Source organism: Wolbachia endosymbiont (group A) of Trypoxylon clavicerum (assembly GCF_947251665.1).
GTDB lineage: Bacteria > Pseudomonadota > Alphaproteobacteria > Rickettsiales > Anaplasmataceae > Wolbachia > Wolbachia pipientis.
The window spans coordinates 195509-210477 of the sequence record NZ_OX366374.1 but is presented as its reverse complement, the minus strand read 5'-3'; the positions used below and the strand labels follow the sequence as shown (position 1 = coordinate 210477).

The following is a 14969-nucleotide window of genomic DNA, read 5'->3' as shown; positions in this document are numbered from 1 at the left end:
CAATCATTGTGCATGAATTTAAATGGTACAACTTATGACAATTATCTTCGCACCACAACGTTTGTGAGACTCAGTGTTTAGATTTACTTCGCCTATTCAGCTAATTTTTATTACAATTATAACAAAATAATTTTGGCTCTGATGAAAACTGTATATGTATGTCAATCCTGTGGTCATAGCACTGGTAGGTGGGTAGGGAAGTGCATCGCATGTGACAATTGGGATACAATTGTTGAGGAAATAGCAGTAAAAACGGGCAAAAGAAGTATGTCTGCGCCAATTTTAATAAAGACGTTATCGGGTAGCGAAATTATCACTCCAAGTCGTTTTCTAACAGGAATAGAAGAATTAGATAGAGTTTTTGGTGGGGGTATCGTTCAAGGTGCTAGCATTTTAATTGGAGGCGAACCTGGTATTGGAAAATCCACCCTTTTGCTTAGAATTGCAGCTAATGTTGTGCAACTTTCCTCTTTTGAATGTCTTTATGTATCTGGCGAGGAATCTTTAGAGCAAGTGAGTCTCAGAGCAAAGCGTCTTAAGATAAATGAACCTAAAATTAAGCTTTTGTCTACAGTGTCTTTAACTGATGTAGTAGCAACGATAAAGGAAAACAAAAGTATTAAATTTTTAGTAATTGACTCTATACAAACAATGTATGATAGCAGAATTACATCAGCACCAGGGACTGTAACTCAGGTTCGTACTTGCGCTCATGAATTAACCATTCTTGCGAAACAATATGGTATTTCTCTCTTAATAGTTGGTCATATAACTAAGGATGGACAAATAGCTGGACCTAAAACTTTGGAGCATATGGTGGATACGGTATTATATTTTGAAGGTGAAAATAGCAATCAATACCGCATTTTACGCACTATTAAAAATAGATTTGGCCCTGCAAATGAAATTGGTGTTTTTGAGATGTCTGAAGCAGGACTTGTGCCTGTTGATAACCCATCATCATTGTTTCTGATGGCCCATGACAGAGAAGTAGTTGGCAGCGCCGTATTTGCAGGAATTGAAGGTTCAAGACCAATTTTAATGGAAGTGCAAGCATTAATAGCAGGAACTAATATGGCAACCCCAAGAAGGGCAGTAGTTGGGTGGGATATTAATAGATTGGCTATGATCATCGCGGTGCTAAATGCTCGTTGCAAAATGTTTTTGCATGATAAAGAGGTATACCTAAACATTGCAGGGGGACTCAAAATACAGGAACCATCGGCTGATCTTGCTGTTGCTGCTTCCCTTATTTCAAGTGTAGTAAATTTACCGCTGCCAACTTCTTCAATAATCTGCGGTGAAGTTGCACTTTCAGGAGAAATTAGGAATGTCTCGCATGCTGATCTCAGACTAAAAGAAGCACAAAAGTTAGGATTTAAAAAAGCAATTATGCCTAAAAATGGTAATTACTCTTCTCATGATATTGAGATAATTAAGCTTGGTCACGTAAGGGAATTAAGAGAAATCTTCAATCACAGTTAAATAGTGCTTCAGCAAATTCTTTACTAGTAAACTCCCTTAAGTCCTCTATATTTTCGCCAATTCCTATAGCATGTAACTTTACCTTATAAGCTTCTGCAAGTCCAATTACTACTCCGCCCTTAGCGGTGCCATCTAGCTTTGTTACGATTAGCCCGGTAACGTTAACCATCTTACTAAATGCCTCTAATTGGCTATAAGCATTTTGGCCGGTAGTTGCGTCAAGAACTAAAATAACGTCATGAGGAGCAGTATCATCTAATTTCTTTATCGTTCTATATATTTTTGATAATTCCTCCATAAGGTTCACATTATTTTGTAGCCTTCCTGCTGTGTCAATTAGAACGACATCAACGTTATCTTTTATAGCTTGACTTACAGCTCTATATGCCACACTCGCGGAATCGCTACCGTACTCTCCAGTAACAATCAAGCAATCAGAACGTTCTGCCCAAATATTTAATTGTTCACTAGCAGCAGCTCTAAATGTATCGCATGCAACAAGCATAACGGACTTTCCCATCTCCTTATATTTATATGCGAGCTTACCTATAGTTGTGGTTTTACCATTACCATTTACTCCACATACCATTATTATATGTGGTTTTCTGTTTAAAATTAACGGTTGCACGACAGGGTTTAATATAGCTTCTATTTCGTTCACTAATTGCTGCGTGATAATATTATACTCAACTTCTTTGTCAAATTTGATGCTTGTGAGCCTATCGATAATCAACTTGGAAGTTTTATGACCAATATCCATGCTAATTAGCAATTCTTCTAGCTCATCTAAAAGCGACTGGTCTAATTTTTTTTTGCCAGAGAAAATACTTCTCACCCCGTCGCTAAAGCGAGAAGAAGTTTTTAACAAGCCTTTATAAAGATTACCAAATAAACTCAAGGGAATGCTCCTTTTAAAATTCAAACTTAATTACAATATAGAGGATGACATGCACTACGTATATTTGTAAAGAAAAATGCACTCGCAACCGTTACATTTTACTCACAAAATACAGCGGTTGCGAGTGCATTTTTCTTTAGTTTTCAACCTAAATGTGTTATAATGTAAAATAGCAGTTTATAGGTAATTTTATGAGTTATAATGAGAAAATTTTAGATCATTATGAAAATCCAAGGAATGTTGGCTCTCTGGATAAAAATGATCCAAATGTTGGCACTGGTTTAGTTGGTGCACCATCGTGCGGTGATGTAATGAAATTGCAGATAAAGGTCAATGACAAAGGTGTTATTGAAGATGCAAAATTTAAAACTTTTGGTTGTGGTTCTGCCATTGCTTCAAGCTCTTTGTTAACAGAGATGATAAAGGGGAGAACCATCAGTGACGTTACACAGATAAAGAATACTCAAATAGTGGAAGAGTTGTCTTTGCCGCCAGTAAAAATACACTGCTCGGTGCTTGCTGAAGATGCTATAAAGGCTGCTATTCATGACTATCAAAGTAAACAAAAGAATTAAGAAGCTACGAACATGGGTGAATATCAAGAAGTAGGCGGAGGTGAAACTGTAAAAAAGAATAAAAAACTTATCACTATAACTGCGGAAGCAGTAGAAAGGATAAGGTATTTATTGGACCAAAAGAAGCATACTAACCTTGAGAAACCGGAAGAAGCAATAGGAATAAGAGTGCTAATTAAGCAAAAAGGATGTTCTGGTTTAAAATATGATATTGAATATGCATATGATACTCGTCCTTTAGAGTCGATAATTGAGGAAAACTGTAGTGATGGCCAAAAAGTTAAAGTGTTGATTGATCCAAAATCCGTCATGTTTATTCTTGGCTCTGAAATGGATTATGTAGAAGAAAAATTTTCATCGGGTTTTGTTTTCAAAAATCCTAATGAGAAAGGAAAATGTGGTTGTGGAGAGAGTTTTCATGTCTAGCAACTATTTTACATTGTTTGAAATCGAACCAACTTTCAATATCAGCTTTGATGGGCTAGAGAAAAAATATATTGAGCTAAGCAAGACTGATATAAATGAAAGACAGTCCAAAAACATGGAAAATATCAACAAAGCTTATCAAGTGCTGAAGTCACCACTAGAACGTGCCGAGCATTTGTTGAATCTTTTTGGTGTAGGAAGCCCAAAGGATCATCCAAATTCTGAAATATTAAATGAATCAATGGAAATAAGAGAATATTTGCTGGACTGCGATGATCTACAATTTGCAAGTAGGATGATTGATGAAAAAATAAAAGGTTGCATTAAAAACCTAATTAACACTTTTGCTGTAAAGAATTTTGATGGAGCTGCTACACAAGTCCTAAGATTGAAATATTTATATAAGTCATTTGAGGAGGTGAAAAAGAATGCAACCAATTCAAATTTCTGAACCGGATTCAAATGAAGTAGTTTTTGGTATAGATCTTGGTACTACCAATTCTTTAATTGCCATGGTAAATAAAGCTGGCAACGTGGAGATATTTGAAGATAAGCAGGGAAGAGAGCTACTGCCTTCTGTTATTTCGTATGAAAATAATACATTGAAAACTGGCTACGATGTTGACTCAGATGCAATTTACTCGATAAAACGTTTAATGGGTAAAAGTGTTGAAGAATTAAATAAAGAAGGCGTCAATTTTGAAATAGATCATGAAAGCGAAAAAGTTATTAGAATAAAATGCGCAGAGGAAAAGTATCTTACTCCTGTTGAGATTTCTGCTGAGATATTAAAAGCTTTATGTAAGAGGGTAAAAAAGTCTAAGGGGCTGGAAGTAAAAAAAGCAGTGATCACTGTGCCAGCTTACTTTGACGATTCAGCACGTAACGCAACCAAATATGCAGCAAGATTAGCCGGCATAGAAGTTCTTCGCCTCGTTAACGAGCCAACCGCTGCAGCGCTTTCTTACTCCATTGAAAAGAACAATAACAGTGGAATATATGCAGTTTATGACCTTGGTGGTGGAACATTTGATATTTCAATATTGAAATTGCATCAAGGAGTGTTTCAAGTTCTTGCAGTTGGTGGTGACACTAAACTCGGTGGAGATGATTTTGATCATTTGCTTAACCTTATTGTGCTTGATAAGTATAGAGAAAAGGTAGGTTTAAACAAAGAATGCTCTAGTGTCATCCCAGTCTGGGATCCAGAAAGTTTGATTACAAATGAACACACTAGAAAGTTATATAATAAGAACTGGATTCCAGTGTCAAGCACTGGAATGACAACACTTATTGAATCACGTATTGTAAAAGAATATCTGAGCGAAAACACCGTAGGTACTTTTGAATTCAACATTAACGGCAAGCCATTTAAATGTGAAATTACTAGAGAAGAATTCGAGCAGGCAATCAGTTCTTTGGTCAATAAGACTATCAATATAGTCACTCGTACTATAAGTGATATAGATCTTAAAATTGATGATATAAAAGGAGTAATTTTAGTTGGTGGTGCAACTAGAACACCATTGGTTCAAAATTCACTAGTCAAACTCTTTGGAAATAAAGTACTAAATGACGTGGATCCAGATAAAGCAGTTGCCATTGGGGCAGCTCTGCAGGCTCATGATTTAATTTCGAGCTCAAAAGATAGGAATATTCTCCTGGATGTTCTACCTTTATCACTTGGCATAGAAACTATGGGAGGCATAGTTGAAAAAATCATACCAAGAAATACGCCACTGCCAGTTTCAGAAACAAAAGAGTTTACAACTTATATTGATGGGCAAACAGCAATGAAAATTCATGTTTGTCAGGGAGAACGTGAAATGATAGAGGATAACAAATCTCTAGCGCAGTTTGAACTAAAAGGTATACCGCCACTGCCTGCAGGTTCTGCAAGAGTTGAAATAGAATTTACAGTTAACGTTGACGGAATCTTGACTGTTACTGCAAGAGAAAAAACTACTGGAATTGAGCAGACAGTTAAAGTAAATTCAAGTTTTGGCTTGAGTGAAGCTGATGTTCAAAATATGGTTAACCAGTCAATAAACAGCTTTGATGAAGATATGAAGGCTCGTTCCCTTGCAGGTGCTAAAATTAATGGAAATAAACTCATACACTTGGTTGAAAACAATAATAACCTTTCCACTGATCAAAAGTTGAAAAACCTATTACAAAATGCAAAAAACGCTTTACAAGGCAATGACTTGAATGAAATTAACAACGCTATCGCCGAGTTAGAAAATTCTTCTTTAGAGTTGTGTGAATTAACAAATAGGTAGAAAAAGCTTACACAACCTTGTGCAATACCCTATTTAATCTCAAAGCAACAGGTAACCTGAAATTAAATGGTAACCAATCGACCTTTCCTAATTTAAATGATAAACCAACTATGCTTACACGCCCAATGATATTTTCCATTGGTACAAAACCAACTTCAGAAAACCTACTATCTAAAGAATTATTTCTATTGTCTCCCATAACAAAAAATTGATCATCAGGTACATAATAAACTGGAGTGTTATATGATAGCTTATTAGAGACGTTATCTATCAAAATCTCATGTTCCTTGCCACTTAAAAGCGTTTCTATATATCTTGGTATGTTACGATTTGACTCATAATCAAAAAAACTTTCAATTTGCCTTCGCTCTACTTTCTGATCATTTAGGTATAATTCTCCCTCTATCATTTGCACTTTGTCGCCCGGTGTTCCTATTACTCGCTTAACAAACCTGATACTGTCGTTTCTTGTGGGTTTGAAAACTACTATGTCGCCACGCTTTGGAGGGGTATAAAAAATCCTGCCGCTAAAAATGTTTGGAGAAAATGGAAATGAGTGTTTACTGTAACCGTATGAATATTTACTAGTAAAAATGTAATCCCCTTCAAGTAGGGTGCTTTTCATTGAACCAGAAGGTATATGAAATGGCTCGAATAAAAAACTACGTATTGATAGCGCAATCAACAGTAAAAAAAACAATGAAGATAAAAATCTTCCCGTTCTTATCACCCAGTTTTTGCTTAGTTCTTCCAACTTTTCCAACTTTGTTTTTCTTATAGATTAAGCTTATTATAATACATAAATTAAAAAATGGTAATATGAAATTTTACTTGTGAATGTTATTCCTCTATTCAAAACAATTTTGAAAAGGCGGTTCATTTCTTTCAACGGTGTCATCCAAGTAGCGTGACACATAACTGTACGAACATTGCAATTTGCAGGTGGCAGATGAAAGTAGCTGATGCACATCTGTACGAACATTTGCTTTTGTTAAGGTAATATGGTGTTATGAAAGTAGCTGACACTGGAATGGCTTTGTTGCATCGCTACTTATGAAAGGCTAACTATAGTTAGGATTATAAGCAACCTATTGAAAATCTTGTTTTTTTGCAATCAATCTGATCAAATTTAAGAATAGTAATTTGTTATTTATATTAATAAATTTAATTCTATTGAAAATAGCTAAAGCATTGAAATTCTTGAATTTTAGCCGGATTGGTAAATGGTAGTGAAATTTCTTTTACTCAAATTTAGGTATTCATTGACCGTTCTTGTTATAAATACCAGAATAATAAGCTACTGATATTCCCTATCTTTTTTATCTTTAATCCATCAGAGCCTAGTTGATATGATTTAATGAATGGTTAGTTTAGATTACTAATTTATTTAAGAAACTTTGATAATATTTAACCCACTCGCTTTTCTATTTTCCATATCGCGATGTGCTTGAATTATTTCATCAAATTTATATTTTTTATTGATCCGTACAGTTAAAAGTTTTTTTCTTAGCATCTCAAAGATTTCCATTGTGGTAAGCACTAATGTGAATCTATCATGCTTATAATGGTATATTGAGGTTCCAGTTGCAAATAACGAACGTGAACTAAGTAAAGAAAAACTAATAGGAGCGTTACCTGATATCTGCCCATAGGAAACGTATATGCCGAACCTGCCTAAAGATTCAAAAGAGAGCTTGCTTGTAGCGTAACCTATGGGGTCATACACTGCACCTACTCCTCTGTTTTGCGTAATCTCCATAATTTTAGAAACGAAGTCTTTATCATTGTAGTTTATTGCGTATGTGCAGCCACTTTGTAAAGCTATCTTCATTTTTTCATCAGAGCTTACAGAACCTATCACTACACCTTTTTTATCCTTTGCCCATTGGCATATTATTTGTCCTAAACCACCATTAGCCCCATGAACTAGCACGAAAGCACCAGGCCTAACTTTATAAGATTGATTAACTAAATAGTGAGCTGTCATACCTTTAAACAGCACTGCAGCAGCAACTTCATCAGATATGTTATCTGGAATTTTTATCAGATATTTCTGCTGTATAATGCGCTTTTCACAATATGCCCCTGGAGGAGCTGTGCAATATCCAACTCTATCTCCGACCTTCAATCCATCACTGATTTTTTTACCAAGCTTTTCAATCACTCCCACTGCTTCCACTCCAAGCACTGATGGTAGATCTTTAATTTTGCGCATACCTTTTCTGTGCTCTAAATCATAACGATTTAAGCCGATAGTTGTGTGACGTACTAAAACTTCCTCGCCTTTTGGCTCACCTATGCTCTTATCTACAAATTCTAATACTTCTGGTCCCCCAGTTTTTTTAATTTGTATAGCTCTAACCATGATGAATATTAAGATAAAAACTTTGATTATGTTATCTAACAATTAATATTTTGCAAAGTTATTGTTTTCACAATCAATAGACTTCTTGCGTTACCTCCTGTCATTCCAGTGTCAGCTACTTGGATGACACCCTATTGATTACTGAAATGACACGGTTTGCAAACATTCTGTTACTTAAGCTTAAAGAACGTGTATGATAGTGTTATTTCGCCCAAATCTTTTGTATTACTATCAAGCATTATCTCAGGATCTATATAGAAAGATACGGGCATAGCTGCTTTTTGTTTTGGTAGCAACATTTGTTCTTCAAAACAAAAGCATGCAATTTTATTGAAATACTTACCTGCTTTGAAAGGCGTAACATTATACACCGCCATTCCAAATGAAGGCTGATCAGATAGATTTTTTGCGTAATAAAACGCTAAACTTTGTTCTCCTATGTTTACGTCAACGTAGTTAGTTTCTGATTTAAACTCCCAAGGTAGATCGGACATTATATCAGCATTGAAATAGACCCTGATCTTTTGGTTAGTTATATTTGTTGTTGTGTTAGTTACTTTTCTTATTGTGCCACCATACCCAGTAGCTTTACAGAAAATGCTATATAGAGGTACCGATGCATATGCAAGACATATCATCGACACAACTAAAGATACTAAAAAGAAAACTATAGAATTCTTACTGCCTTTCCTTAAAAAGGAAAACATCTAATCCCTATTGTTGAACAAGTTAAGTAACCTGAGTAGATTGAGAAATATATTAATAAAGTCAAAATAAAGATTAGTTGCACCGAGTATTGCCAATTTAGTAGTAGCAACTTCTGATCCGTCATTATGTTTATAATAAACGTCCTTGATTCTTTGAGCATCATACGCAGTCATTAAGGTAAAGACTATTACTGATATGAACGATATTGCAAAGTGGAGAGGACTACTTCCAAGAAATAAATTTACTATAGACGCAATGATTAACCCCCAAACTCCCATAATCAAGAAAGAGCCCATACTTGTAAGATCTCTTTTTGTAGTATTGCCATATAAAGCCATAGAGCCAAACATGATTGATGTAATGAAAAACGCCCTTGCTATATTTTCTGCAGTATAAACTATAAAAACATAAGATAAGGAAAGCCCCATTAACACTGAGAACGAGAAAAATATAGTAACGGCAGACTGAGCACTTAGGTGTTGAATTCTATAAGACATGTAGAACACCAATGCAACCGGAGATAACATTACCACAAGCGATAGAACGGGATTAGAATAAATTACTTGAAAAAGACCAGAAAATACTGTTAAAAATGCAACAAGCCCTGTGACGCCCAAAGCTAAAGCCATGTAATTATATACTTTAGTTAGGTAACTTCTAAGCCCAGTACTATAATAAACGCCTTGAGAGCGAATATCCTGTTCATTTCTCATATAAGACATAATATAACTCCTTTTATCCATTACTTAACACATTATAATATAAAATCATATTTTTATCAAGTGTTTTTATTATAAACAGCTATGCGCTGGCATTTGTTTTAATATAAATAGAATATAGGCCTATTGCTGCTGCGTTTGAAACATTTAAACTGTTAATTGCATTTGACATTGGGATTTTTAAAAGATAATCACAATTTTCTTTAACTAACCTCCGCATTCCTTTCTCTTCAGAACCAAAAATAATTACTCTTTTTTTCTCAAAACTCTTTATTTCATCTATATTTTCTTTAGCATTGCAATCAAACCCGTAACACCAGTAGCCGACCTTTTTTAAATACTGCATAGTTTTTACTATATTTGTAACGTATATTAGCGGAACAATATCTAAAGCCCCACTTGCTGCTTTTGCAATAGATGCATTTTCACTCGGTGAATGGTTATGTGGTAAAACCAATGCGTCGACATTAAAACAAGCTGAAGTTCTTAAAATTGATCCAATATTGTGCGTGTCAGTGACTTGATCTAAAATGACTATAGTAGAGCTGTCGTTTGAGCTTTCAGCTACTTCTTCGATGCTTAAGTTATAAAGAATAGGGGCAACATTTAAAGCAATTCCCTGATGGTTAGCACCTTTGGGTAAAACGTCATTAAGTATTTTGTTTTCTACTAATCGAACTTTAATGCCCTTACTGTCTACACATTGCCTAATTTCTTTTTCGTGTTCTCTATAGAAATTTTCTGTTGCTAACAGTTCTATACACCGCCTATTTTTATTTCTTAATGCTGACATGCAGGTGTGCTTTCCATACAGCCAAAAATTCTCATTAGTTTTCGACGATTTCATCGTATTATTGAAAATCTGGTTTTTTATAGAATAAGCAACATTTTACTATGTTTGGATATTGTTGTAAAATTATACAATTCGATTAATGCGTTTATGTCGGACGATGAGTTGGATTGGCAAAAAAATGTTAAGCCAATAGAATGTAGAAAAGTTACTTTGAAAGTTGATCATAAAGTAAATATAAAGTCTATGGTTGATAAAGGTACCTCCGACTTACAAGGGAATTTTCTTAATACCAATAATGGTAACTCATCATTTTGTCTTGACTACAACACAAAATCAAAGATTGATAGGGGTAAATATTTTATAAGCGATAAGCTCGATTTGCATGGCTATAATATAGAGGATGCTTACTGTAAATTGATAGATTTTATTATCAAAAATTATCGAGCAGGAAATAGATGTTTATTGGTAATTACGGGATACGGCAGTGCAACAAATAAAACAGACACTATGAAGAATAACTTAAATAAGTGGTTAAATGATACTAAAATCCAGCATATGGTTCTATACTACCAGCAAGCTACGAAAAAACATGGTGGTAAAGGGGCTTTTTATGTTTTATTAAGAAGGCTTAGGCCCTATTAGCTGCTTAAGTTTCCTTTTAAGCCTTAATTTTTCTTGTATAACCATACAGTGTTCGGCAGCGCGTGACGCACAACTGTGCGAACATTGTGATTTGGGTCTACCAGGAAGGATGTCTCCCAGTACCTCTTTTCCCGTCATCCCGCTACGTGTTAGCGGGATCTCATTTCACTTTATGAGGGTGTCATCCGAATAGCTTGACTACTTGGATCCAGATTGGATACTGAGTTGGTGAGTATAAAAGTATAGCTTATACGTCATACCGCCGCGGTATCTCAGCCGCTAACACGTAGCGGGGTGACGAGTTACTATACCGCTGCGAACCGTCATACCGCGATTTATTCCATAGCTGTACGAACATTCATTTTTGAAGGTAAACTGCACAGCAAATGGTGTCATTCCAGTGCTTGACACTGGAATCCAGCCGGCTTTGTTGCATCGCTAGCTATGATGGATTAAAGATAAAAAAGGTGGAGAATATCAGTAGCTTATTATTCTGGTATTTATAACAAGAACGGTCAGTGAATACCTAAATTTGAGTAAAAGAAATTTCACTACCACTCACTAATCCGGCTAAAATTCAAGAATTTCAATGCTTTAGCTATTTTCAATAGAATTAAATTTATTAATATAAATAACAAGTTACTATTCTTAAATTTGATCAGATTGATTGCAAAAAAAACAAGATTTTCAATAAGTTGCTTATAATCCTAATTATAGTTAGCCTTTCATAAGTAGCGATGCAACAAAGCCATTCCAGCGTCACGCGCTGCCATGTGGTATACAAATTTCCTTCGAATTACAACGTACGTGCGCTCTATATGCACTTGATTGACAAATGCTCTCTTATCAAAATCTCAAGAATCTGCACTATATTTAATGCTGCGCCTTTGCGCAGGTTGTCAGCCACTATCCACATATTTAATCCGTGCTCAACAGTATTGTCTCTTCTAATACGCGATACATATACAGCATTCTCCTGTACAACATCAATTTGAGTTATGTATTCACTATCTTCACGCCTGTTGTACACTAAAACTCCACTATCTTCGGCTTCACTTAGCACTTCACGAGCTTGTTCTTCAGTGATATGTTGATCAAATTCCACATTTACTGCCATAGCGTGACCGATAAAGACGGGTACCCTTACACAAGTTGCAGTAACTTTTATATCTTCCTCTAAAATTTTTTTTGTCTCCTCTTGCATTTTCCATTCCTCTTCTGTAGAACCATTTTCCATGAATTCTCCTACATGGGGAATGCAATTGAATGCTATTTGCTTAGAGAATATCTTGGGTTTTTTAGCTTCGTTCATAAAGATTTTTTTTGTCTGGTCATAGAGCTCATCCATTGCTGCTTTGCCTGCACCAGAAGTTGATTGATAAGTTGAAGCAACGATTCTCTTTATTTTTGCTTTTTGGTGTAATAGATGTAGTACTAGCAGCATCTGTATTGTAGTACAGTTTGGGTTGGATATTATGTTGTGGTTTTTATATTCCATAATTTTTTCTTTATTAATCTCTGGAATAATGAGTGGCACACCCTCTTTCATTCTAAAATGGGAACTGTTATCTATCACGATGCATCCAGCCTGTGTTGCAATTGGTACATACTCTTCAGAAACATGAGATCCAGCACAGAAAATGGCTACATTAGTTCCAACGAAGTCATAATCCTCAAGGCATAAAACTGTTAACTCTTTGTCACCAAAGCTCACCTTCTTCCCTTCTGATTTTTTCGATGCAAGTGCAATAACGCAATCTATCGCCTTATCTTGAAATTCAGCAAGCGTGCTTAATACCTCACGCCCTACTCTTCCGGTTGCTCCAATAACAGCAATTTTGTATCCCATATAGATGAACCTCTAATTTCAAAGTTCTATTATATTTTTACTGACAAAATTTACAATTGTTTTAATATTTTTACCTTGCAATTAATTGTAATTTAGCTATTATTATGCAATATTAGTAATATTACATAATGAAATGAAAGATGAGTAAGGAATACGATGAAACTAAGGTTAAACCTGCAATTTCTACACCTCAAGGGCCTGAAGGAACCAATGGATCAAAGGCCCAAAGTGTTCTTTCGAATAAAAGAAAGCCTACAATAAATTTTGATGATAAAAAGTATGGTGTAAAAACCTCTAAAATAGACCAACAGTCTCTAAACAAAAGACAAGAATCTTCAAAGCTAAGAGATTTCTTAAGGTCAATACCAATAATAAGGAGATTTTTAGCAAGGATTTTCACACCTGAAAAAATAGAAATCATCAGTAACCCTATATATGACAACATGAAAGCATATAAAAAATCGCAGGAAGATTACCCTAGTAAGATAAAAGATGAAACTAGTATAGATGATGAACACACAAAAGAAGTAGATAGTAAACTTGGGAAGGGTAATGTTGAACAAGTGGACAACAAGAAAAGTCGTGGTTCATAAATATCAATCATTTAAAAATTATCTCTAGCTACAACATTGTATCTGCTCAGATGCATGGCTCATGTACAAATATTGAAACAAAAATTCCAGTGCTCCCTTTCTTGTCATCCCAGTGCTTGACACTGGGATCCAGATTGGGCACTAAGTTGGTAAACACGAAAGCGATTAATCCTTTACAACGTTTTTGATGGAACTGCGCGAAAGAACTGGATGCCAGTGTCACGCACTGGCATGACACCCATTTCTTCCTATAGTTGTCTTTTCTCGTCTACCTTATTTTGCCACTCTGCTGAACAGATACATAACATTTGCTATACAGAAACTCTGCGATACCAAAATAAATAAAGAGGTACGCCACTTGCAGTGAATAAGCTTGCGATCAGCAAGGTATTCACAGAAGTTTCAAATATTACCCAACAGCAAAAGGTTGTTGCTATACTGCCAATTAAAAATTTGTAACAACTCTTTTCTTGCACAATAACTCTGAGAAAAGCAAGACTGCATGCAAGGTAAACAAATAAAAATGAAACTACAGAAAAGTCGATAATTGATGTGATCTGCTTAGCAAAATTGTTGCTTGAAGTGAGAATTAGTAGAACTGAAGTACCAACAGAGCTGATTGTTATGCCCCAGAAAGGAGAACCGTGCTTGTTTCTTTGAGCAAAAAACTGTGGCATCAGTTTATCTTTTGCAAGGCCGAGGGCCACTTGTCCACTAGCTAGTACCCAAGCGTTTAAAGTACCAACACAAAAAATGAACGCAGTTATAGAAATAATCAAGTGCCAATTGCCAGAGGCCATAATTTTTATTGCGTTAACATATGGTGCTCTTGAACTTGCTAAATCATTGCCATTTATTAATCCCATAATTGCAAGATTGTTGATAAAATACACAACAGCAACAGAGATTGTTCCAAGTACCACAGCTCTTGGTATTGTTCTAGCTGGATTATCAACTGACCCTGCAGGTGCTGTTGCCAATTCAACTCCAATAAAACCCCATAGAGTAATAAGTGTAGAACGGGCAAGAATCTGCGATGTTGTAAGATTTGATATTTCTTCACTTATGATGAAGTTATTTCTATCAAAAAAAAACAATGCTGCTATAGGTATTACAAGCAATACAGAAATTTTTATCACCGTCAATAAAAACTCAACACGTCCAGCAGTAGCTACTCCTCTAAAATTTATTAGTGTAATAATTGTAAGTAATAACATCTCTAAAAACAGATGTACGTTTTGAATATCTTCATGGAAAAATGGTGTAAGATAACCAACACCCACAACTATTACGGCTGTTGTGCTAACCCATGAGATCACCCAATACGTCCAACCAACAAAAAAAGCTGCAGCAGGGCCAAAAGCATGCTTTACATAGACGTGAGGGCCACCCGTTTCCGGAAATTTTGCGCAGAGTGAGGCAAAAACTAAAGCAAGAGATATAGCACCAAGCCCTGATATTATCCAGCTTATAAGGCTATACATGCCATATGGAGCAAGGCTAATTGGAAGCATAAAAATTCCAGAGCCAATTTGACTACTAATCACTAAGGCAAAAATAGCCCAAAAACCTATTTTATTTGACACAATAATTCTTATCTAAATAGATTAACAATATACCCTAAACTCAGAAAT

15 protein-coding genes are annotated in these 14969 nt (G+C 35.3%); 7 read left to right on the top strand and 8 right to left on the bottom strand.

All coding sequences use genetic code 11. The annotated features are described in order from the left end of the window. Positions 1 to 141: 141 nt before the first annotated feature. Positions 142 to 1485: a DNA repair protein RadA gene (gene radA, locus OPR60_RS01080; protein WP_065095383.1), complete on the top strand. Its 1344-nt coding sequence runs from the start codon at positions 142 to 144 to the stop codon at positions 1483 to 1485. On the opposite strand, the gene ftsY is transcribed toward radA, so the two are convergent. Further along, on the bottom strand, positions 1472 to 2383 hold the full coding sequence (ftsY, locus tag OPR60_RS01075) for a signal recognition particle-docking protein FtsY (protein ID WP_265039744.1): 912 nt from the start codon (positions 2381 to 2383) through the stop codon (positions 1472 to 1474). The genes radA and ftsY overlap by 14 nt on opposite strands. Before the next feature lie 191 nt (positions 2384 to 2574). On the opposite strand from ftsY, the gene iscU reads away from it, so the two are divergent. Genes iscU through OPR60_RS01055 form a run of 4 tightly spaced genes read left to right on the top strand, consistent with a single transcriptional unit; the run spans position 2575 to position 5666 of the window. Further along, positions 2575 to 2958: a Fe-S cluster assembly scaffold IscU gene (gene iscU / locus OPR60_RS01070; protein WP_007548853.1), complete on the top strand. Its 384-nt coding sequence runs from the start codon at positions 2575 to 2577 to the stop codon at positions 2956 to 2958. 12 nt (positions 2959 to 2970) lie between these two features. Further along, positions 2971 to 3384, top strand: coding sequence for a HesB/IscA family protein (locus tag OPR60_RS01065; protein ID WP_007548854.1), 414 nt, complete (start codon positions 2971 to 2973; stop codon positions 3382 to 3384). After that, entirely contained in the window at positions 3377 to 3835 is a 459-nt protein-coding gene (locus OPR60_RS01060; protein WP_065095133.1) for an iron-sulfur cluster co-chaperone HscB C-terminal domain-containing protein, read from the top strand. Before OPR60_RS01065 ends, OPR60_RS01060 begins: the two co-directional genes overlap by 8 nt. Continuing rightward, complete coding sequence (locus OPR60_RS01055; protein WP_065095132.1) at positions 3813 to 5666, top strand: Hsp70 family protein; 1854 nt, start codon at positions 3813 to 3815, stop codon at positions 5664 to 5666. Before OPR60_RS01060 ends, OPR60_RS01055 begins: the two co-directional genes overlap by 23 nt. A 7-nt stretch (positions 5667 to 5673) precedes the next feature. On the opposite strand, the gene lepB is transcribed toward OPR60_RS01055, so the two are convergent. The 5 genes from lepB to rlmB all read right to left on the bottom strand — a co-directional run bounded on the left by lepB (position 5674) and on the right by rlmB (position 10305). After that, entirely contained in the window at positions 5674 to 6420 is a 747-nt protein-coding gene (gene lepB, locus OPR60_RS01050) for a signal peptidase I (RefSeq protein ID WP_065095134.1), read from the bottom strand. 633 nt (positions 6421 to 7053) lie between these two features. Next, the gene (locus OPR60_RS01045; RefSeq protein WP_265040306.1) at positions 7054 to 8031 is read right to left on the bottom strand and encodes a quinone oxidoreductase family protein; all 978 of its coding nucleotides are present in this window, start codon (positions 8029 to 8031) and stop codon (positions 7054 to 7056) included. A gap of 170 nt (positions 8032 to 8201) precedes the next feature. Beyond that, entirely contained in the window at positions 8202 to 8738 is a 537-nt protein-coding gene (locus OPR60_RS01040) for a cytochrome c oxidase assembly protein (RefSeq protein ID WP_265039738.1), read from the bottom strand. Beyond that, positions 8739 to 9461, bottom strand: coding sequence for a Bax inhibitor-1/YccA family protein (locus tag OPR60_RS01035; RefSeq protein ID WP_265039735.1), 723 nt, complete (start codon positions 9459 to 9461; stop codon positions 8739 to 8741). A gap of 79 nt (positions 9462 to 9540) precedes the next feature. Continuing rightward, entirely contained in the window at positions 9541 to 10305 is a 765-nt protein-coding gene (rlmB, locus tag OPR60_RS01030) for a 23S rRNA (guanosine(2251)-2'-O)-methyltransferase RlmB (protein WP_065094395.1), read from the bottom strand. A gap of 93 nt (positions 10306 to 10398) precedes the next feature. Here rlmB and OPR60_RS01025 point away from each other — a divergent pair, with 93 nt between their 5' ends. Beyond that, positions 10399 to 10893, top strand: coding sequence for a Smr/MutS family protein (locus OPR60_RS01025; protein WP_065094394.1), 495 nt, complete (start codon positions 10399 to 10401; stop codon positions 10891 to 10893). 814 nt (positions 10894 to 11707) lie between these two features. On the opposite strand, the gene OPR60_RS01020 is transcribed toward OPR60_RS01025, so the two are convergent. Then, positions 11708 to 12742, bottom strand: a complete 1035-nt coding sequence (locus OPR60_RS01020) for an aspartate-semialdehyde dehydrogenase (protein WP_265039731.1) — start codon at positions 12740 to 12742, stop codon at positions 11708 to 11710. A gap of 140 nt (positions 12743 to 12882) precedes the next feature. On the opposite strand from OPR60_RS01020, the gene OPR60_RS01015 reads away from it, so the two are divergent. Beyond that, the gene (locus tag OPR60_RS01015) at positions 12883 to 13335 is read left to right on the top strand and encodes a hypothetical protein (RefSeq protein ID WP_265039729.1); all 453 of its coding nucleotides are present in this window, start codon (positions 12883 to 12885) and stop codon (positions 13333 to 13335) included. A 311-nt stretch (positions 13336 to 13646) separates the two neighbouring features. On the opposite strand, the gene OPR60_RS01010 is transcribed toward OPR60_RS01015, so the two are convergent. Next, a complete protein-coding gene (locus OPR60_RS01010) occupies positions 13647 to 14921 on the bottom strand; it encodes an APC family permease (protein ID WP_265039728.1) in 1275 nt (424 codons plus the stop codon). Between the last annotated feature and the right edge of the window lie 48 nt (positions 14922 to 14969).

Excerpts from the sequence above, each read along its gene's own strand:
- radA (WP_065095383.1), top strand. The coding sequence starts at position 142 with ATGAAAACTGTATATGTATGTCAATCCTGTGGTCATAGCACTGGTAGG.
- iscU (WP_007548853.1), top strand. The coding sequence starts at position 2,575 with ATGAGTTATAATGAGAAAATTTTAGATCATTATGAAAATCCAAGGAAT.
- OPR60_RS01065 (WP_007548854.1), top strand. The coding sequence starts at position 2,971 with ATGGGTGAATATCAAGAAGTAGGCGGAGGTGAAACTGTAAAAAAGAAT.
- OPR60_RS01060 (WP_065095133.1), top strand. The coding sequence starts at position 3,377 with ATGTCTAGCAACTATTTTACATTGTTTGAAATCGAACCAACTTTCAAT.
- OPR60_RS01055 (WP_065095132.1), top strand. The coding sequence starts at position 3,813 with ATGCAACCAATTCAAATTTCTGAACCGGATTCAAATGAAGTAGTTTTT.
- OPR60_RS01045 (WP_265040306.1), bottom strand. The coding sequence starts at position 8,031 with ATGGTTAGAGCTATACAAATTAAAAAAACTGGGGGACCAGAAGTATTA.
- OPR60_RS01040 (WP_265039738.1), bottom strand. The coding sequence starts at position 8,738 with ATGTTTTCCTTTTTAAGGAAAGGCAGTAAGAATTCTATAGTTTTCTTT.
- OPR60_RS01035 (WP_265039735.1), bottom strand. The coding sequence starts at position 9,461 with ATGTCTTATATGAGAAATGAACAGGATATTCGCTCTCAAGGCGTTTAT.
- rlmB (WP_065094395.1), bottom strand. The coding sequence starts at position 10,305 with ATGAAATCGTCGAAAACTAATGAGAATTTTTGGCTGTATGGAAAGCAC.
- OPR60_RS01025 (WP_065094394.1), top strand. The coding sequence starts at position 10,399 with ATGTCGGACGATGAGTTGGATTGGCAAAAAAATGTTAAGCCAATAGAA.
- OPR60_RS01020 (WP_265039731.1), bottom strand. The coding sequence starts at position 12,742 with ATGGGATACAAAATTGCTGTTATTGGAGCAACCGGAAGAGTAGGGCGT.
- OPR60_RS01015 (WP_265039729.1), top strand. The coding sequence starts at position 12,883 with ATGAGTAAGGAATACGATGAAACTAAGGTTAAACCTGCAATTTCTACA.